Origin of the sequence: Streptomyces apricus (assembly GCF_008369065.1) — a bacterium.
Lineage (GTDB): Bacteria > Actinomycetota > Actinomycetes > Streptomycetales > Streptomycetaceae > Streptomyces > Streptomyces apricus.
In genome coordinates, this window is record NZ_VDFC01000028.1 from 125,823 (window position 1) to 145,145 (window position 19,323).

Below are 19,323 nucleotides of genomic sequence, written 5' to 3' on the forward strand. Positions count from 1 at the left end.
CCGAAGCCCCGCCTGCGCCCCGCCGCGGGCGGGGCGACCCTCGTCGCCCCGGCTTCCGGCGCCGTCGCAGGCGCCGTGCCGAGGAAGCCGGCGGTGGCGACCCGGCGCACGATGTCCGGTGCGGTGCGGTGCGTCGCAAGGCAGGGAACAGGGCCGGTCCGCTCCGTCGAGACCCGTTGATCGGCACGGCTGTGGCCGTACTATCGGGTGATCTCGTGGGGGGAGGTCGACATGGGCAGACAGCGTCCCGGCACGCCGACGCTGGAGGAAGTCGCGGCACTCGCCGGAGTCGGGCGGGGGACGGTCTCCCGGGTCATCAACAACGCGGCCGGAGTCAGGCATTCGACCCGCATGGCCGTGGAACGCGCCATCGCGGAACTGGGGTACGTACCCAATCTCGCCGCCCGTTCCCTGGCCGGACGGCGTGCCGACGCCGTGGCGCTGGTCATGACGGAACCGGACTGGCGGCAGTTCGGTGAGCCCTTCTTCTCCTCGGTCGTGGGCGCCGTCGGCGACGCGTTGACCGACACCGGCGTGCAGCTCCTGCTCACCCTGGTCCGTACGGACGTCGAGCGGCGGCACTTCGTCGAGTACGCGCGCGGCGGTCGCGTCGACGGCGTCCTGCTGATGTCCGTCCACGCCGAGGACCCCTTGCCCGACATGCTGTCCGAGGCAGGGCTGCCCACCGTCCTGCTGGGGCGCCGCTCCGGCGACGAAGCCGTCACCTACGTCGACGCGGACAACGTCGGCGGGGCCCGCGGCGCGGTCGCGCACCTGGTGCGTACCGGTCGCACGGCCATCGGGACCGTCACCGGGCCACCCGACATGTATGTCGCCCGGAGCAGGTTGCGCGGTTACCGCGAGGGGCTTGAGCGCGCGGGCTTCGAGATCAGGCCGTCCTGGATCGTCGAGGGCGACTTCACGCAGGAGAGCGGACGCCGCGCGACCGCCGAACTCATCGCCCGCGCGCCGGAGGTGGACGCCGTGCTCGCCGCGTCGGACACGATGGCCGCGGGCGCGCTGGAGGCGCTGCGTGCGGCGGGGCGCCGGGTGCCGGAGGACGTCGCCGTGATCGGCTTCGACGACTTCCCGCTGGCCCAGCACACCCGGCCCCAGCTGACGACCGTGCGCCAGCCCCTGGAGGAGATGGGCCGCGCCATGGTCCAGCTGCTGTTCGACGTGATGCGGGACTCCTCCGGTGCGTGGCGGCACGTGATCCTGCGTACGGAGCTGGTGGAGCGCGCTTCGACCTGACGGAAGCACCCGGGAGCGCTCCCAGTCCGCCTCCGGCCTTGTGGATCACCATGGTTGAGCTGGTGGTTCCGGGATCGCTTCCAGCCCCTGATGCGCACAGGGTTGTCAGGGACATGTACGACTCCTACAGTCCTGTGTCACGAACGAATTGGGAGCGCTCCCATCCGCCGATGGATCTGATCATGCTCCCTCAGGCCCGGTCATTCGCACCTCCCCGAGAGGCCCCCATGCGACCGATACCGCGTCAGACGCACCCTCCGCACCGCCTGTTGGCAGCGCTCCTCACGGCTCTCGCCTCCCTCGCGGTGCTGCTGTCCGTGACGGCACCGGCCCACGCGGACACCACGATCTGCGAGCAGTACGGAGCGACCACGATCCAGAACCGCTACGTCGTCCAGAACAACCGCTGGGGCACCAGCGCCACCCAGTGCATCAGCGCGAACGACTCCGGCTTCCGGATCACCCAGGCCGACGGCTCGGTACCGACCAACGGAGCACCGAAGTCGTACCCCTCGCTCTTCAACGGCTGCCACTACACCAGGTGCTCGCCGGGAACCGGCCTCCCGGCGAGGATCGACACCGTCTCGGCCGCCCCCAGCAGCATCTCGTACGGCTACGTCGGCAACGCCGTCTACAACGCCTCGTACGACATCTGGCTGGACCCGACGCCGCGCACCGACGGCGTGAACCAGACCGAGATCATGATCTGGTTCAACCGGGTGGGCCCGATCCAGCCCATCGGTTCGCAGGTCGGCACGGCCTCCGTGGGCGGCCGCACCTGGGAGGTGTGGAGCGGCAGCAACGGCGGCAACGACGTGCTGTCGTTCGTCGCCCCGTCAGCGATCGGCAGCTGGAGCTTCGACGTCATGGACTTCGTCGACCAAGCGGTCGCCCGCTGGCTCGCCCGGTCCGACTGGTACCTCACCAGCGTCCAGGCCGGCTTCGAACCCTGGCAGGGCGGCGCGGGACTGGCGGTGAACTCCTTCTCCTCCACCGTCTCCACCGGCGGCACACCGGGCGGTCCCGCCGATCCGGCGGCCTGCACGGTGGCCTACACCGCCGACGTCTGGACCGGCGGCTTCACCGCGAACGTCACCGTCGGCAACAACGGCACGGCCGCGGTCGACGACTGGCAGCTGGGCTTCACTCAGCCCTCCGGACAGCGGATCACCAGCGCCTGGAACGCCACCGTCACCCCGGACTCGGGGGCCGTGACCGCGCGTCCGCTCGCCCACACCAGGCGGATCGCCGCCGGGGGCAGCCAGTCGTTCGGCTTCCAGGGCACCTACACCGGCGCCTTCGCGGAACCGGCCGGGTTCACGCTGAACGGCACCGCCTGCGCCGTCGCGTGACACCCGGCGGCGCCCGGCAGCCCCGGCCGTCATCGACCGGCCGGCCGGACCGGACGGACCGGACGGACCGGGCCCGCACGTCATCCGTCGTCATCCGTCGACCAAGGACAAGGACAGCAAGAACAGCTAGGACATCAAGGACAAGGACAGGGACATCCATGTCATTACGCATGTCATTCCGCACGAGACTCGTCTCCCTCGGGGCGGTGATGGCCACCCTCCTGGGCGCCCTCGGCCTGACCCTGCTCGGCCAGGACGAGGCCGAGGCCCACGGCGTGGCCATGACGCCGGGCTCGCGCACCTACCTCTGCCAGCTGGACGCCATCACCGGCACCGGCGCCCTCGACCCGACCAACCCGGCGTGCCGCGCCGCCCTCAACCAGAGCGGCTCCACGGCGCTGTACAACTGGTTCGCCGTGCTGGACTCCAACGCCGGCGGACGCGGCGCCGGTTACGTTCCGGACGGCAAACTGTGCAGCGCCGGCGACCGGTCGCCGTACGACTTCTCGGCCTACAACGCGGCCCGTTCGGACTGGCCGCGGACGCATCTGACGTCCGGGGCCACCATGCGGGTCAAGTACAGCAACTGGGCCGCACACCCGGGTGACTTCCGGGTCTACGTCTCCAAGCCCGGCTACTCGCCGACCTCCCCGCTGGGCTGGGGCGATCTGGAGCTGATCCAAACGGTCACCAACCCGCCCCAGCAGGGCTCCGCCGGCACCAACGGCGGCCACTACTACTGGGACCTCAGGCTGCCCTCGGGACGTTCCGGCAACGCGGTGATCTTCATGCAGTGGGTGCGTTCGGACAGTCAGGAGAACTTCTTCTCCTGCTCCGACGTCGTGTTCGACGGCGGCAACGGCGAAGTCACCGGCATCCGGGGCGACGGCAGCACGCCGACCCCGGACCCGACGACTCCCGCCCCCGACCCGACCCACACCGGTTCCTGCATGGCCGTCTACGAGGTGGTCAACTCCTGGAACGGCGGCTTCCAGGGCTCCGTCGAGGTCATGAACCACGGGACGCAGCCCCTCGATGGCTGGGCGGTCCGGTGGAAGCCCGGCACCGGCACGAAGATCAACAGCGTGTGGAACGGTTCGCTGACCACGGCCTCGGACGGTACGGTCACGGTCCGCAACGCCGACCACAACCGCACCGTGGCTCCAGACGGCAGCACCACCCTGGGCTTCACAGCCACATCAACGGGCAACGACCTCCCCGCCGGCACCATCGGCTGCGTGGACCCGTGACACACAGGCCGGGCGGTCACCGACCGCCCGGCCCACCGCGCCGTCAGTCGCGGGCGGTCGTCGAGATCCGGGCGAGGACGGCCGCCGCCTGCCCCGGATTGGCGCGCAGCCAGACGGTCAGATGCTCTTGTACGGCGTCGGTGACGCAGGCACGGACAGGTGCGTTGCCCAATTGGTCGCGGGTCGTCCCCTCGTACTCGGGCCGATCGAGCTTCACCGACACGATCGCCGTCAGGCCGGCGCCCAGCTGGGCGGGGGTGAACTCGGGGTCGGACGGCCCGAGCAGCTGCTGCTCCCGGGCGTAGGCGGTGAGGGCGGCCGACAGGCCGTCCCGGAAGCCGAGTTCGTGCGTGCCACCGCCGGTGGTCGGCAGGCTGTTGGCATAGCTCGCGATGCGTTCGTCGCGGCAGTCGCACCAGCGCAGGGCCACCTCTACGGTTCCCCCCATCTCGGAGTACTCGCGCTCGAAGCCGATCACGTCCGCATGGAGCGGGGCACCCAGGCGTGCGATGTGGTCCCTCGGGCCACCCGGGAAGTGGAAGTGAACCGCTCGGGGCGTCGCGGGATCGCGGTCGTCGGTCAAGGTGATGTCCAACTCACGGTTGAGGAAGGCCATTTCCCTGAAGCGCTCGGCCAGCGCGTCGAACGAGAACTCCAGCGTTCTGAAGATGTCGGCGTCGGGCCGGAAGGTGATCGTGGTTCCGCTGCCGTCGGCCGGCCCGGCGTGGGCGGGCGTCTCGACAGGCACGCCCTGCTCGTACTCCAGCACCCAGAGGGCGCCGTCGTGCCGTACCTCAGCCGTCAGACGGCTCGACAAGGCGTTGACGACGACCAGTCCTGTGCCGAAGGGGCCGCCGAACAGCACGCGCCGGTCGGCGGGCTGCGCCCCGCACCAGAACTCGGTCAATTGGGTCTCCAGAGAGGCGCCATCGCCGTGGCCGCCGTGCCCGACCGCGCGGCCCGTACCGTCGTCGGCGACACGCACATCTCCCTCGGCGGTAAGGATGATCTCGACACGGCTTGCGGCGCCGGCGAGGATCTGGTTCAGCGCCCGCTCGGCGGCCTCAAGTACCAGGTGGTGAAGGCCGCGTTGACCGACCGATCCGATGTACATTCCAGGCCGCTTCCGAACGGCCTCCAGTCCCCCCAGAAGTACGATCGTACTGGCGTCGTACGCAGGGGATTCCTCGCTCATGATGCCGCCTCCGAGAGTGTCCGACAGAGCTCTTCCAACCTAGAAGATTCCTGACGAAACACCAGGTCAGAGCTTATGCGACGAGGCCGCGAACGGGCTCCTGAAGGGCGATCGGGAGCGGCCTGCGGGAGGAGTGCACGTCGGCGCGACAACGCCTCCGCGACGCTCCGGGGACCGTCCACAGCGCTGTTTTCGGCGGCTCCGAGGCCACGATTTGTAAGAAATTTCCACCTCGCCCGACGCGGCCGTGGATGTGCCGGATGAACCGTTCGGCTTCGGCGTGGATCGGGATCGGGATCGGGGGAAGAGACCGACCGCGGCTTCCCCTGTCCACCGGGGAGAATGACCCTCTGCACGACGTCGTCAACCGTCCAAGCCCGGCCGTGCCGTCTGGAGTGGTCATGTCGCCTGAAATCCGAGGTAGGACAGCAGGATGGGCGAAGATCCTTGCCGCGATCGTTCTCCTCGCCCTCATGCCCTTGGTGATCTACTTTCTGTTCTCGTTCCAAGCGCCGAATGCACCTCCTCGCTGAGCAGGGTTTCCGCTCATGGGCTTACACAACGGGGTGAGCCGACCCACGACGAGGCGGTGACACTACGGCGCCCCCAGCACCCAGCACAGGGCACGGTCGCGTGCTGCCCGGTGATCGGGCGGCAGTGCCTTGGGGGCTTTATAGGCGACTGGTCTATTATGATGTTACGTTTGGCTTATGCCTGTCACCACGCGCGGTACCGATACCCGCCGAGCGATCCTTGACGTCGCTCAGCGGATCATGGCTCACAAGGGGTACTCCGCGGTCGGCATCAATGAGGTGCTCGTCGAGGCAGGCGTGCCGAAAGGGTCCTTCTACCACTACTTCGCCTCCAAGGACGCCTTCGGTGAGGCGCTGCTGAAGAGCTACTTCGACGGGTACGTGGCCGACATGGACCGCACTCTCGCGCAGCAGGGCAAGTCCGCGGCCGAGCGGCTGACGGACTACTGGCAGCAGTGGCGCGAGACCCAGAGTCTCGACGACTGCCAGGGCAAGTGCCTCGCCGTGAAGCTCGGCGCCGAGGTCGCCGACCTGTCGGAGTCGATGCGGCTGGCCATGAAGGACGGGACGGGCGCGATCGTCGACCGCCTGGAGCGCACGATCGCCGAAGGCCTCGCGGACGGATCCGTCGCCGTGGAGGGCGACCCCCGGGGCACCGCACAGGCCCTGTACGACATGTGGCTCGGCGCGAGCGTCATGGCCAAGATCCACCGCGACCTCGCACCGATCGACACCGCCATGACCGTGACTCGGCAGTTGCTCCACATCTGAGCCGTAGAGCATCTGAGCCGTAGGGTCATGTCGGACGTGTGCAGTGGCGGGGCGTGGTCCGGACCGGTACCGCGGGGTGGTCCGGCCAGGTGAACGCGTACCGGGGGTCGTCTCCGCGGTTGAGCCTTACGTAGCGCAGGAGTTCGCGGACGATGCCCGCGTTGCCCATCGCCCAGCCGGCGCGGGGTTCGAGGTCGCTGGGCGTGGCCCGGTGCTCGACGTTGGACCAGCGGGCGCCGTCGGTGTCCCGGATCGCTCGGGCGCTCAAGTCCGCGACGAGGACGCGGGCGAAGTCGTACGGGTCCTGTTGTTCGGCTTGTTCCGCTTGCTCGGCTTGTTCCGCTTGCTCGGCCTGTTCCGCCTGTTCCGCCTGTTCCGCCTGTTCGGCGATCCGGTCGCAGGCCAGGGCGAGGACGCCCGCGGTGCCGCAGCAGCGGCCGTTGTTGTCCCAGAAGCCGGGGCGCAGCCGTTCGGGCAGCCCGCAGTGGGTGACGGTGTGCCAGCAGCGGTCGGCGAGGACGGGCCAGCGGGGGTCGCCCGTGACGTCCCGCAGCAGGCGGAAGACCTGGGCGTCGCCGGCCGGGCCGTGGCACCAGCCGTAGCTGAGGGGATCGATCAGGTCGGGAAGGAACTGCGGGGTGGAGTGCTTCACCAAGAAGCCCTCCGCGCCCGCTTCGTTGCGCGCCACGACGTCCGCGGCCCCGGCCAGTGCCAGCTCGACCAGGTCCGCACGGCCGGTGGCCCGGCCGACCCGGGTGAGCGCCAGGACGATGCCGAGCGTGCCGTGGGAGATGTGGTGCAGCCGGGCGTCGATCCCCGGGCGGTGCGCCCACTGGACGCCCGCCGGGGTCTGTTCCGCCGTGCGCAGGTACGGCTCCACGGCGAGGACGGCCAGTTCGGCGTCGCCCGCCACGAGCGCGCCGAGGCCGATGCCCGCGTTGCCGCCCATCAGCTCGAACAGCTCGCCCCAGCGCGTCCCGTCGAAGCGTGCGCGCACGATGTCCAGCGCGCGGTCAGCGGCGGCGCCGGCGGCCTCGTCACCGAGTTCGTCGTGAAGGGCCCGCAGGACCACGGCCGTTCCGGTGCGGCCGAAGTAGAGGGAGTCGTCGTCCGTGCCGTCGAGGGACTCCGCGAGGCTGCGGGCCGCGCGCAGGGCGGTGTCGGCGTAGGAGTCGTCGCCGAAGTGCCGCCATGCCTCCAGGAGGGTGGGGACGACCCCGGCCGTGCCGCTGTAGAGCGTCGAATCGGGTTCGTCTTCGGAAGGCCTGGCCGTCCAGGCGAGGCCTCCGCCAGCGGTCTCCCGCGCCACCGCCGCCAGCCGGCGCAGCCCGTCCACCGCGAGGGCCTCGGCCTCGTTGATCTCGTCGACTTCGTTGACCTCGTTGACTTCGTTGGCCTCTTCGGTCGTGCCTGCCGGTGCCGCCATGGACACACTCTTGCATGATCCGCCGGTTCCTCCCAGGAGGGGACCGGGCTCCGTCGACGCCCCAACACGGCCGCCGGTCAGCGTCTTTCGAGCGGAGCCGAACCTTCTTGAGGCACCGTCACCGGCGGGCCGAGACTGACACCGACAGGCCGGGACCGATACCGCACGGAGAGCCGCAGCGGTCACGAGGGACCGTGTGCCCGGCCGGGGCCGAAGGGTGATGTGGGTCGATGAGACGTGTGCTCCTGACCGTGGGTGCGCTGGTGGCGGTCCTCGTCACCGGCTGCGCCGACCGGGCGGACCGGGCGGACCACCGGGCCGACCCGGCCCCGCGGGACGCGGCCGCCCGCCCCGAGGCGCTTACCTGGCAGCAGGAACTGCGCGTCGCCGACGCGCAGCAGCGCCTGACCAGGCAGTGCATGCGGCGCCACGGTTTCACCTACTGGGAGGACCTCGGCCTGACGCTCCGGGAGAGCAGACCGGTGCGGTACGTCCAGGACGACGTGGCCTGGGCCCGGACGTACGGGTACGGAAGCCGGATCGAGGCCGAGAGCGCACGGGTACGGGAGCGCAACCCCAACGGCACCTACCGGCAGGGCCTCTCCCCCGCCCGCCGTGCCGCGTTCGACGCCGCGCTCGACGGCGGCGACAGCGCCCGCCTCCTCACGGCGGCCCTGCCGGGCGGCGGGACGATGCGCAAACGCATCGGCGGCTGCTCCGAGGAGGCCGAGCGCACCCTCTACGGCGATCCGGCCGCATGGTTCCGTGCGAGCAAGACCGCCACGAACCTCACGTCCCTCTACGGGGAACGGCTCATGAAGGACCCCCGGCTCAAGGCGGCGATACGGGCCTGGGCCCGCTGCATGCGCGCCGCGCAGCAGCCTTACGCGGACCCGGCGGCGGCCCGGGACGCCGTACGGACCGGCACCGGGCTGCCGGGCGGCGCCGGCTCCGACGAGGCGTTCGCCGCCGAACGCGAGACGGCGGTCGCGGACGCGGTCTGCGCCCGGCGGAGCTCCCTGCGGGCCGTGGCCACGGCCCGCGAGACGTACTACCAGGACCGTCTGCGCGACCGGTTCGGCGAGGACCTCGACACCTACCGGCGCCTGGGACAGCGGGCCTACGACCGGGCCGTGCACATCGTCCCGGAGCGGAGCTGACCGCCACACGTCCGACCACGACAACGCACCCGATCACGACACGACCGAAGGAACGAGGGAAACACCATGCGCAGATTCACCGTCACGGCAGCGATCCTCGGGCTCACCGCCCTGGGCGTCTCCGTACCCGGCACGGCCCAGGCGGCGGAGAGCGGCGTCTCCGGCCCCGTCTGCGACAGCAAGTGGGGCGCACGCAACGGCAACATGTACGCCTGGGACGGCTACGACTGCTCGGGCACCCTGCTGATCAGCACACCGGGGGTCAGCACCAACTGGGGCGGTGCCAACGACAGGGCCTCGTCCGTGATGAACCGCGGCTTCACCGGCAACCTGGCCATCGTCGAGTTCTACTACCTGGAGAACTACGCCGGGGGCGAGACCTGCCTCTACCCGGGCGAGCTGTACGCCGACGACCTGTCGGACAACTCGTTCACCAACGGCGCGACGGTGGACAACAACATCAGGTCGCACAGGTGGGTGAACGGCGGCTGCGGCGCCMCCCTCMCCTGACCCGCCGACAGCGCTCCCCGCATCCGAGGACGCCCGGTCCTGGTCCTCTCACCGCGTCACCGCGAGGTCAGGTCCGGTCCGACACCGCGGCGGTGAAGCGTGCCGCCAGCTCCGCGACCGCGGCACGCAGTTCCTCCCCGCCCTCGACCCGGAAGGCGAACGGTATCCCCGCGAGCCAGTCCTGCGCGTACATCCCCGGGTTGCGGGTGCTGCCGACCAGCACGCACCCGTCACCCGAGGGTTCGAGGCGCCCCATGGGCGGCCGGATCCACGGGGCCACCTCGGCCAGGGGGGCGTCGAACACCACGCGGGTGGTGAACTTCCATCCCAGGCCCAGGTTCTCCTCCAGCACGGCCACCGGGTCGAGGTCCTCGGGCGGTTCGAATCCGTGCCCGGTCGTCCGGGCCGCGCGGATCCGGTCGACCCGGTAGGTACGGACCGCGTCCGCGCGATGGGAGCGGCACAGCAGGTACCAGCGCCCGTGGCGCACGACGACGGACCAGGGGTCCACCTCCGCCTCCCACTCGTTGCCGGCCTCGCTGCCGTACGTGATCAGCACGCCGCGCCGGGCCGCGACGGCGTGCACGAGTTCACCGGTCACGACCGGATCGGGGCGGGCCGAGTACGGGTCCGCCGCGGCCGACGCGTACTCCCGCAGCAGCGCCGCCTGCTGTCCGATCCCCTCCGGGAGCGCCCTGACGACCTTGCCCAGGGCGGTGCCGACCAGGTCGTCGGGGTCGGCCGCGGCCGGCTGGCTGCTGAGCACCGCCATGACCAGGCCGAGGGCCTCGGGCTGCGTGAAGTGCACGGGAGGCAGCCTCGTCCCGCGCCCCAGCCGGTATCCGCCGTGCGGCCCCCGGGCCGCATCCACGGGGATGCCCGCTTCCCGGAGGATCTCGACGTACCGGCGCGCGGCCCGTTCCGTGACGCCCAGGCGCACGGCGAGTTCACCGGCCGTCGTACCGGGGCGGGTCTGGAGGATCTCCAGGGTGCGCAGCGCACGCGCGGTGGGACTGAGATCGTTCGGCACGCAGAGCAGGCTAGTCCGCCCCACCGGGCGGCGGGGCGGCGGTGGCCGCTCGGGCCTTCGGCTTCCGGGCTCCGCATCGCCGGATGAACCGGCAGTGGATTGTCCGGATCTCCTCCTACGGTGGCATTTCCGCAGCCGGAGAAGGGGAACTGATCATGGACATTCTGCTCATCGGCGGCCTGTGGCTGAACGCATCCGTGTGGGACCGCGTCGCGTCCGCACTGGAGCCGCTCGGCCACCGCGCCGTACCGCTCACGCTCCCGGGCCAGGGGGACGGCTCCGTCTCCGCCACCCTCGACGACCAGTTGGCGACCGTGCTCGCCGCGGTGGACGCGGCGTCCGGAAAGCCCATGGTGGTGGGGCACTCCGCCGCCTGCACGCTGGCCTGGCTGGCCGCCGACCGGCGGCCGGAGCGGCTCGCCAAGGTCGCCCTCATCGGCGGTGTCCCGACCGTCGACGGTCAGCCGTACGCCGACTTCTTCGCGGTACGGGACGGTGTCGTGCCCTTCCCGGGCTGGGGCCCGTTCGAGGGTCCGGACGCCGCCGACCTCGACGACGCGGCCAGGCGGGAGGTGGCGGCCGCCGCCGTCCCGGTGCCCGAAGGCGTGGCCAAGGCGACGGTACGGCTGACGGACGAACGACGGTTCGGCGTCCCGACCGTGCTCGTGTGTCCCGAGTTCACGCCCGCGCAGGCGCGGGAGTGGATCGACGCCGGCGACGTCCCGGAGCTCGCCCAAGCCAAGCACGTCGACTTCGCCGACATCGACTCCGGTCACTGGCCCATGATCTCCCGGCCCGTCGAGCTGGCCCGGATCCTGGCCGAGGCCGCCGGATAAGCCCACAGGCCCGCAGATCGACGGAGTCCTCGGTCCGGTCGCGGTCCGAGGACGGAGGACAGAGAACGGAACTGGACGGGTGGGTACGGGCGTCGGGACCACCATGAAGGATCATCCGGACGGCACCGTCCTCGTGAAGGGGCCATGGGCCGCCGCTGTCTCGCTCGTGGCCGAGGCCCTGCGGATCGCCGGCCGCGGCCGGCGCCCCGTGCTGGGGTCCGCCGCCCTCACCGCCGCGGCGGCGCTGCTCGTCGGTGGGGGCATCGTGGCGGGCGCGTTCGCCGCGTCATGGGGACTCTTCCTGGAGGCCCGACGAGCCGCCGAGCTCTCCCTCGCGAACGAGGACTCCTACGTCGCGTACGCCGACCAGTGGGACGGTCTCGTCACAGTGGCGTTCTGCGTGTTCCCGCTGCTGCTTCTCGTCGCGATGGTCTCGCTCGCCTGGCTGCTCACTGCCCAGGCCGTCACCGTCGCGCACGCGCAGGAACGCACGACGGCGGGTACGGTCCCGCTCCCAACCCCGGCCCCGGCCTCGCTCCCGGTGCCGGTCCCCGGAGGGCTCACCCTCCGCTCCCTGGCGCGCCGCTCCCGGCCACACTTCGGCGCCGCCCTGCGCGTACAGCTGCTGACCCTGGGATGCGTGCTCGCCCCGGGGCTGGCGGGCCTGTCCGTCCTGGTCGCCATCGAGTCGGACATGGTGCCCGGGGTCGTGTGGCCCACGTACCACGACCCGGCGACCGTGCAGTTCGTCCTGGTGGGCCGGATCCTGCCTGTCGTGATCTGGGCGCTCGGGCTCGTCCTCCTGGCCCGTCTCTCGCCGGCCACCGCCGTACGCGTGGCGGACGACTGCTCGGCGACGGCGGCGATGCGCCGTTCCTGGACGCTGACCCGTACGGCACGTCCGCACACGACCGGGATCTTCCTGCTGGGCACGGTCGCGGTCGCCGCCGCCTTTACGGTCTTCAGGTGGCTCGGGACGTACGTGGCGCACTGGGTGGGGCTGCTCGTGCTGGCCACGACGGAGGACAACGTGTGGGTCACCGGCGTCTTCGTCCTCATCACCCCGGTCGCGGTGGCGCTCGTCCTGCTGCCCTTCGCGCTGGCGCCGACGGGCGTCCTGCTCGCGTGCCTGCGCGAGCGGCTCGACGCCCGTACGGAAGGGGCCCGGGGATCCTCCCGCGTCCCGGTCGGATGAACCCCCGGCGGATGGGGCGGGGACCGGGGAGGGCAGCGCCCTAGGTCCGGCTGGGTGCGAGGTCGTGTCCCGCGGGCGCGGCTGCGACCGCGTCCGTCAGGCTCGGGAAGATCCGGAACGCCTCGGTGGTCCCGGTGGTGTGCAGGATGCGCTCGGCGTGCGTACTGAGCGGGCCCGCGAGCCACGGCCTCTGGTCGGTGGTCCAGCCCGTCTTGAGGAACTCGTACAGCAGCTGCGTGGTCATGAAGCCCACCGCCGACAGATCGACGACGACCTGTTTGCCCGAGCGCCCGGCGGACGCGAGAGCCAGTCCCACCGTCTCCGTGTCCTCGGCCCCCCGCACGTCTCCCCGCAGGCGCACGACGAAAAGGCCGGCTCGTTCGGACAACAGCTCGACGGGGCTGTACGGCCCGAGGTATGGCTCCATGCCTCCGGGGTTCCCCGGAATCCGCCGATCATTTGAACGAATACGCGCCGGGCGGGCCCGCAGACACCAGCCCCGCCCCTATGTCATCATTTCGATGACAAGCATGATGTCATTGAAGCGATGACACCCTGAGGGAGGTGCCTGTGACCGCAGTCGGCCAACCGCCCACGTCCAGCACGAATGCCCACAGCCCGGCCTCGTTCCTCGCCGCTGCAGCGGCCCTTCACGCCATCGACGACGCCCTGCGCGACGCCCAGCGGGACGCTCCGGACACACCCGACGCCCCCGGTCCGGAGCCCGAACAGGCGCTGGCTTCCCTGATGCTGCTGCGGCAGGTGCGGGAGCAGCTCGCGGGCTGGGAGACCGGTCTGATCGAGACCGCCCGCGACGCGGGCGCCAGCTGGGCCGACCTCGCCCATCCCCTGGGCGTCGCCAGCCGCCAGGCGGCCGAGCGCCGGTACCTGCGCAGCCGCCCGGGCCCCGCCGGGACCACCCGCGAACAGCGCGTGACCGCCACCCGCCAGGCCCGGGCCGCCGAGCGCTCCACCACCACCTGGGCCCGTACCCACGCCGCCGACCTGCGTCGCCTCGCCGGACAGATCACCGGGCTCACCCGGCTCCCGCCCGAGGCGCACTCGGCCCGGACCGCCCTGGACACCGCCCTCGGCTCCGCCGACGCCGCCGAGCTCATCGCTCCCCTCGCGGGCATGCGCCCGTACCTCGACGGCCGCCACACCGACCTGGCCGAACGCCTGGACGCCCTCACCGACCGGCTCACGGCGAGCGTGACCGACGATGCCTGAGCCCCGTCACACGTCGGCCCGGCCAACCTCGAAACACGCCCCCGAAACACGCCGACGAAACACGCCGACGACGGACCGCGCTCCGTCCCGGCCCGATTCCCATCCGTTCATGACGTCCCGTTGAAAGGTCCCCCATGGGCAGCAGTGTCGAGACGCTGGAATTCCAGGCCGAGACCCGCCAGTTGCTCCGACTGGTGATCCACTCGATCTACTCGAACAAGGACATCTTCCTGCGCGAGCTGATCTCGAACGCCTCCGACGCACTGGACAAGTTGCGGCTGGAGTCGCTGACCGACCCAGGTCTCACCGAGGTCGACACCGCCGATCTGCACATTTCTCTGGAGACCGACAAGGACGCCCGCACCCTGACCGTCCGCGACAACGGGATCGGCATGAGCCGTGACGATCTCGTGGAGCTGATCGGCACGATCGCCAAGTCCGGCACCGCCGGCCTGATGGAGAAGATCAGGCAGTCCAAGGACGCCGCCACCGCCGAGAGCCTGATCGGGCAGTTCGGCGTCGGCTTCTACTCCGCGTTCATGGTCGCCGACAAGGTCACCGTGCGCACCCGGCGGGCCGGCACCGACACAGACACCGGCACCCAGTGGGAGTCCGACGGCGAGGGCTCCTACACCGTCCAGACGGTCGACGGTCTGCCCGTGGGCACCGCCGTCACCCTGCACCTCAAGCCCGCCGACAGCGAGGACGACCTGGCGGACTACCTGTCCGAGTCGAAGATCCGCCAGATCGTCAAGCAGTACTCCGACTTCATCCGCTGGCCGATCCGGATGGCCGGCGAGCGCACCGGCGAGGACGGATCCGCCGAGGCCGGCGCCGACACCCTCAACTCGATGAAGGCGCTGTGGGCCCGGCCGCGCGCCGAGGTGACGCAGGACGAGTACAACGAGTTCTACAAGCAGATCAGCCACGACTGGCTCGACCCGGCCGAGACCATCCACATGCGCGCCGAGGGGACCTTCGAGTACGAGGCGCTGCTGTTCCTCCCCTCCCAGGCGCCGTTCGACCTGTTCTCCCAGGACACCAAGCGCGGCGTGCAGCTGTACGTCAAGCGCGTGTTCATCATGGACGACTGCGAAGCGCTGATGCCGAACTACCTGCGCTTCGTGAAGGGCGTGGTCGACGCCCACGACCTGTCGCTGAACATCTCCCGCGAGATCCTGCAGCACGACCGCCAGATCCGCGGCGTACGCCGGCGCCTGGTCAAGAAGGTCCTCGGCGCGATCAAGAACATGCAGGCGAACGACGCCGAGCGCTACACGAAGTTCTGGGCGCAGTTCGGGCGGGTGCTGAAGGAAGGCCTGATCGAGGACACGGACAACACCGAGGCGCTGCTGGAGCTGGTGTCGGCCGCCTCCACCCACGACCCGGAGAAGACCACCACGCTGCGCGAGTACGTCGGACGCATGAAGGACGGCCAGGAGGCGATCTACTACCTGACCGGTGAGACCCGCGCGACGGTGGAGAACTCCCCCCACATGGAGGCTCTCGCCGCCAAGGGCTACGAGGTCCTGATCCTCACCGACCCCGTCGACGAGGTCTGGGCGGACCGGGTGCCGGCCTTCGACGGGCACCCGCTGCGTTCCATCGCCAAGGGCCAGGTGGACCTGGACGAGCCGGCCGAGGGCGACCGGTCCGCCGAACAGGCCCGGCGCGACGAGGAGTACGCGGCCCTGCTGCCCTGGCTGACCACCACCTTGTCCGAGCACGTCAAGGAGGTCCGCCTGTCGTCGCGGCTGACCACCTCGGCGGCCTGCATCGTCGGGGACACCCACGACATGACCCCGACCCTGGAGAAGATGTACCGCGCGATGGGGCAGCAACTGCCCGCCGTCAAGCGGATCCTGGAGCTCAACCCCGGGCACCCGCTGGTCACCGCCCTGCGCACGGCGCATCAGGCCAACGCCGATGATCCCGCGCTGGCGGAGGTCGCCGAGATCGTCTATGGCAGCGCGCTGCTCGCCGAAGGCGGCGACCTGCCCGACCCGGCCCGCTTCACCCGGCTGCTCACCGACCGGCTGACCCGCAGCCTGTAACCCATGGGGACAGCCCGGCGCCGCGGCGGCGCCGGGCTGTGCTCCGCTCCCCGTCCGCGGAGAGCGGCTCCCGCCGCCGGGAAGCGGTTCCCGTGTCCGGACGCGCGGACCGTCCCGAGCCGTGATCACATCGCGAGACGCGCTTGCGTCAGCCCCTGACCAGGCGTTGTCTCGCACGGTGAGTACAGAACGACCCGAACGACCCGAGCAGCTCGAACCGCACGGCCACGCCGAGGGCGCCGTCGGCGCCGCCGCCGGTGACCGCTCCGCACGTCGCGCCGTCACCGTCTTCCCCGTTCTCGTCCTGGCCGCGGGAGCCGTGGGACTGCTGTTCCCCGGAGGCTTCACCGGCTGGGGCGAGTCGGTGCCGTACCTGCTGGGGGTGGTGATGTTCTGCATGGGCATCACGATGACCCCGCAGGACTTCCGCGGTGTCGCCGCACGGCCCTGGGCGGTGGCCCTCGGGCTGGGCGCGCACTACGTGATCATGCCGGGTCTGGGCTGGGCCATCGCCCATCTGCTGCAGCTCCCTCCGCAGCTCGCGGCGGGCGTCATCCTCGTCGGCTGTGCGCCCAGCGGCACCGCCTCCAACGTGGTGACCTACCTGGCGCGCGGCGACGTCGCCCTGTCCGTCTCCGTGGCCACCGTCTCCACGCTCGTGGCCCCGCTGGTCACCCCGCCGCTGACGCTGCTGCTGGCGGGCGAGTACCTGCCCGTCGACACCGGTTCCATGGTCACGGACATCCTCAAGACCGTGCTGCTGCCGGTCCTCGCGGGGCTCGGCGTGCGCCTCCTCGCGGGCCGCTACGTGCAGCGGGCCCTGCCGGTGCTGCCCTGGCTGTCCGCCGTGACCATCGGCGTGATCGTGACCGTCGTCGTGGCGGGCAGCGCCGACGCCATCAAGTCGGCCGCGCTGCTGGTGTTCGTGGCCGTCGTGCTGCACAACGGCCTCGGTCTGGCCCTGGGGTACGGGGCGGGCCGCCTCACCGGGCTGGGCGAGCCGGCGAGCCGCGCCATGGCCTTCGAGGTCGGCATGCAGAACTCGGGGCTCGCCGCCTCGCTGGCCACCGCCCACTTCAGCCCGCTGGCCGCGCTGCCCGCGGCGGTCTTCTCCGTCTGGCACAACATCTCGGGCGCGCTCGCCGCCGCCTGGCTGTCGCGCCGGGACCGCTGACGGCCGTAGCGCCGACGACCGTACCGCCGGGGTACGGGGCGCCGCGGACCCGGTCCGGTCCGATCCGGAGGAAACGCCCTAGCCTCCTCCCATGACCACCTCGACTCCCCCGCCCGGCGCGGGGCCCCGTACCCTCACCGCCGCCGTCGTGCAGGCCGCGGCCCCGCTGTTCGACACGGCCGCCGCCGTGGCCCGTGCCGAGGAGCTGATCCGGCAGGCGGTGGCCGAGCACGGGGCCGAGGTGGTCGTCCTGCCCGAGGCGTTCCTCGGGGGCTACCCCAAGGGCCTGGACTTCGGCATCACCGTCGGCAGCCGGACCCCGGAGGGCCGTGAGCTGTTCCGCCGCTACCACGCGGCCGCCGTGGAGGTGCCCGGTCCCGAGGTGGACGCCCTGGCCGCGCTCACCCGGGAGCTGGGCTGCCACGCCGTCGTCGGCGCGGTCGAGCGCAGCGGCGGCACCCTCTACTGCGTGGCGCTCCTTCTCGGCCCCGAGGGGTTCCTGGGGCTGCACCGCAAGCTGATGCCGACCGCCGCCGAGCGCTACCTCTGGGGCCAGGGCGACGGCTCCACCCTCCCGGTGGTCGACACCGGCTCGGCCCGTCTCGGCACGGCGATCTGCTGGGAGAACTACATGCCGCTGTTCCGCACGGCGATGTACGCCAAGGGCGTGGACCTGTGGTGCGCCCCGACCGTCGACGACCGTGACGCCTGGCAGGCCACCATGCGCCACGTGGCGCTGGAGGGCCGCTGCTTCGTGCTCGGCGCGGCCCCGTACCTGCGGCGCGACGGCCTGCCCGCCGACGTGCGCCCCGTCCAGGGCGACGCCCCGGACACCGTGCTCATCGGCGGGGGCTCGGTCATCGTCTCCCCGCTCGGCGACGTCCTCGCCGGTCCGCTGCGGGACGGCGAGGGCATCCTGAGCGCGCGGCTCGACCTGGACGACCTCGCCCGGGCCCGCTTCGACTTCGACCCCACCGGTCACTACGCCCGCCCGGACGTCTTCGCCCTCCGGGTCGACGAGACCCCCCGGACCGCCGTCACCAACGTCACCGCGGGCACCGCAGGCACTGCCGTCGACGCCGTGCGGCCCGCCCGGACGGACTCCCGGTGAACTTTTTCGGACACCCGATGGCGTAATCCGTCACGTTCCAGCCAGCCGCGGACACGGGCCCCAACTGGGTCCTTTACGGCCCCGTAACTCCGGGACCGCCGGATGACACGATCCTGACCTGCGGCGATGCAGGATTCCTTCATTGACGGGGGCCGGGGCGCTCATTAGCGTCGGCGTCATGGACCACCGAGCCCCCGCGGCCACCGTCGACGAACTGGACCGGCGCGTCATCGCCGCCCTCCAGCTCAACGGCCGTGCCCCGTGGAGCGCGGTGGCGCGCTGGGTGGGCGCCAGCGAGACGACCGCCCAGCGGCGCTACCGGTCCCTGCGCGAGCGAGGGCTGCTGCGGGTCGTCGGCACCCTGGAGCTGGACCGGACGCGGGAGGGATCCTCCATGCTCGTCCGGGTACAGGCCAGGCCCGGCCGCGGTCTGGACGTCGCGGACCGGCTCACCGCCAGTGCGGACGTGCGGTTCGTGGCCGTCGTCACCGGTGCCGCCGACATCGTCGTGGACTTCGTCGCCCGCGACAACGAGGAGATGATGCGGATCCTCTTCACCGACCTGCCGGCGGCCGACCTCATCACCAGCACCGAGGCGGTGCCCGTCATCCGCGCGTTCACCTCGGCGTCGAGGTGGGACACCGGTCTGCTGCCCGCCGAGGCGGCGGCCGACCTGCGGCCCGCACCGCCGGATCCCTCCGGCGACCGTGCGGAGTGGGACGGGACGCCACGAGCGCTCACCGCCCTGGAGCAGGCGGTCGTCGCGGCGCTCAAGGAGGACGGCCGCACCCCGGTCAGCACCCTGGCCCGCGGCCTCGGCCACACCGAGTCCAGCGTCGCGCGGGCCATGGAGCGGCTCATCGCCCGCGGTGTCCTGCAGTTCCGCACGCTCGTAGAACCGGCGCTGCTCGGGTACGACGCCGAGTTCATGCTGTGGCTGTCGATCGAGCCCGACCGGCTCGACGCCGCCGGACGGCAGCTCGCCGGGCATCCCGGGACCAAGTTCCTGGGCGCGGCGACCGGCCGCTTCAACCTCGTGGGGCACATGGTGCTGCCCCGCCGCACCGACCTCTTCCGCTACAGCAGCGAGGTCATCGGGGCACTGCCCGGGCTGATCGCCTCCGACGTGACCCTGCACCTCGTCACCATGAAGTACTCCTGGCACCGCATGGTCCGCCCCGCCGCCTGAGCGCACACCCGCCCGCCGGCCGCGCACCCGCGACCTCCCCCACACCCCACTCC

General features: G+C 71.5%; 18 protein-coding genes. 14 read left to right on the forward strand and 4 right to left on the reverse strand.

Annotated elements, in window-relative coordinates; all coding sequences use genetic code 11:
• The 4 genes from FGF04_RS40635 to FGF04_RS10105 all read left to right on the forward strand — a co-directional run.
• On the forward strand, window positions 1-180 hold a 180-nt coding region (locus tag FGF04_RS40635), incomplete at its 5' end, for a hypothetical protein (protein WP_223146365.1).
• Window positions 181-231: 51 nt separating this feature from the next.
• Window positions 232-1,254, forward strand: a complete 1,023-nt coding sequence (locus tag FGF04_RS10095; protein WP_149510925.1) for a LacI family DNA-binding transcriptional regulator — start codon at window positions 232-234, stop codon at window positions 1,252-1,254.
• Between the two features lie 227 nt (window positions 1,255-1,481).
• Window positions 1,482-2,606, forward strand: coding sequence for a GH12 family glycosyl hydrolase domain-containing protein (locus FGF04_RS10100; RefSeq protein WP_149510926.1), 1,125 nt, complete (start codon window positions 1,482-1,484; stop codon window positions 2,604-2,606).
• Between the two features lie 170 nt (window positions 2,607-2,776).
• A complete protein-coding gene (locus FGF04_RS10105; protein ID WP_149510927.1) occupies window positions 2,777-3,856 on the forward strand; it encodes a lytic polysaccharide monooxygenase auxiliary activity family 9 protein in 1,080 nt (359 codons plus the stop codon).
• Window positions 3,857-3,899: 43 nt separating this feature from the next.
• On the opposite strand, the gene FGF04_RS10110 is transcribed toward FGF04_RS10105, so the two are convergent.
• Entirely contained in the window at window positions 3,900-5,051 is a 1,152-nt protein-coding gene (locus tag FGF04_RS10110; RefSeq protein WP_149510928.1) for a DNA topoisomerase subunit B, read from the reverse strand.
• A gap of 710 nt (window positions 5,052-5,761) precedes the next feature.
• Here FGF04_RS10110 and FGF04_RS10115 point away from each other — a divergent pair.
• Window positions 5,762-6,355: a TetR/AcrR family transcriptional regulator gene (locus tag FGF04_RS10115; protein WP_149510929.1), complete on the forward strand. Its 594-nt coding sequence runs from the start codon at window positions 5,762-5,764 to the stop codon at window positions 6,353-6,355.
• Window positions 6,356-6,380: 25 nt separating this feature from the next.
• Here the strand turns inward: FGF04_RS10115 and FGF04_RS10120 are convergent, their stop codons facing one another.
• A complete protein-coding gene (locus FGF04_RS10120; RefSeq protein WP_149510930.1) occupies window positions 6,381-7,781 on the reverse strand; it encodes a lanthionine synthetase LanC family protein in 1,401 nt (466 codons plus the stop codon).
• A 230-nt stretch (window positions 7,782-8,011) separates the two neighbouring features.
• Here FGF04_RS10120 and FGF04_RS10125 point away from each other — a divergent pair, with 230 nt between their 5' ends.
• A complete protein-coding gene (locus tag FGF04_RS10125; protein WP_188114026.1) occupies window positions 8,012-8,941 on the forward strand; it encodes a hypothetical protein in 930 nt (309 codons plus the stop codon).
• 66 nt (window positions 8,942-9,007) lie between these two features.
• Window positions 9,008-9,451: a peptidase inhibitor family I36 protein gene (locus FGF04_RS10130; RefSeq protein WP_149510931.1), complete on the forward strand. Its 444-nt coding sequence runs from the start codon at window positions 9,008-9,010 to the stop codon at window positions 9,449-9,451.
• A 67-nt stretch (window positions 9,452-9,518) separates the two neighbouring features.
• On the opposite strand, the gene FGF04_RS10135 is transcribed toward FGF04_RS10130, so the two are convergent.
• Window positions 9,519-10,481, reverse strand: coding sequence for a helix-turn-helix transcriptional regulator (locus FGF04_RS10135; protein WP_149510932.1), 963 nt, complete (start codon window positions 10,479-10,481; stop codon window positions 9,519-9,521).
• Between the two features lie 155 nt (window positions 10,482-10,636).
• Here FGF04_RS10135 and FGF04_RS10140 point away from each other — a divergent pair, with 155 nt between their 5' ends.
• Window positions 10,637-11,317, forward strand: a complete 681-nt coding sequence (locus FGF04_RS10140) for an alpha/beta fold hydrolase (RefSeq protein WP_149510933.1) — start codon at window positions 10,637-10,639, stop codon at window positions 11,315-11,317.
• Window positions 11,318-11,420: 103 nt separating this feature from the next.
• A complete protein-coding gene (locus FGF04_RS10145) occupies window positions 11,421-12,512 on the forward strand; it encodes a hypothetical protein (RefSeq protein ID WP_149510934.1) in 1,092 nt (363 codons plus the stop codon).
• A gap of 40 nt (window positions 12,513-12,552) precedes the next feature.
• Here the strand turns inward: FGF04_RS10145 and FGF04_RS10150 are convergent, their stop codons facing one another.
• Complete coding sequence (locus FGF04_RS10150; RefSeq protein WP_235882269.1) at window positions 12,553-12,939, reverse strand: STAS domain-containing protein; 387 nt, start codon at window positions 12,937-12,939, stop codon at window positions 12,553-12,555.
• 143 nt (window positions 12,940-13,082) lie between these two features.
• Between FGF04_RS10150 and FGF04_RS10155 the strand changes: the two genes are divergently transcribed.
• From FGF04_RS10155 to FGF04_RS10175, 5 genes are all read left to right on the forward strand, one after another.
• Complete coding sequence (locus FGF04_RS10155; RefSeq protein ID WP_149510935.1) at window positions 13,083-13,742, forward strand: type III effector protein; 660 nt, start codon at window positions 13,083-13,085, stop codon at window positions 13,740-13,742.
• Between the two features lie 134 nt (window positions 13,743-13,876).
• Entirely contained in the window at window positions 13,877-15,796 is a 1,920-nt protein-coding gene (htpG, locus tag FGF04_RS10160; protein ID WP_149510936.1) for a molecular chaperone HtpG, read from the forward strand.
• Window positions 15,797-16,100: 304 nt separating this feature from the next.
• Window positions 16,101-16,970, forward strand: coding sequence for a bile acid:sodium symporter family protein (locus FGF04_RS10165; RefSeq protein ID WP_235882272.1), 870 nt, complete (start codon window positions 16,101-16,103; stop codon window positions 16,968-16,970).
• Between the two features lie 91 nt (window positions 16,971-17,061).
• Window positions 17,062-18,081 (forward strand): nitrilase-related carbon-nitrogen hydrolase, encoded by a 1,020-nt coding sequence (locus FGF04_RS10170; RefSeq protein ID WP_149510938.1) that lies wholly within the window; start codon window positions 17,062-17,064, stop codon window positions 18,079-18,081.
• A 178-nt stretch (window positions 18,082-18,259) separates the two neighbouring features.
• Entirely contained in the window at window positions 18,260-19,270 is a 1,011-nt protein-coding gene (locus FGF04_RS10175) for an Lrp/AsnC family transcriptional regulator (RefSeq protein WP_149510939.1), read from the forward strand.
• Window positions 19,271-19,323: the final 53 nt, after the last annotated feature.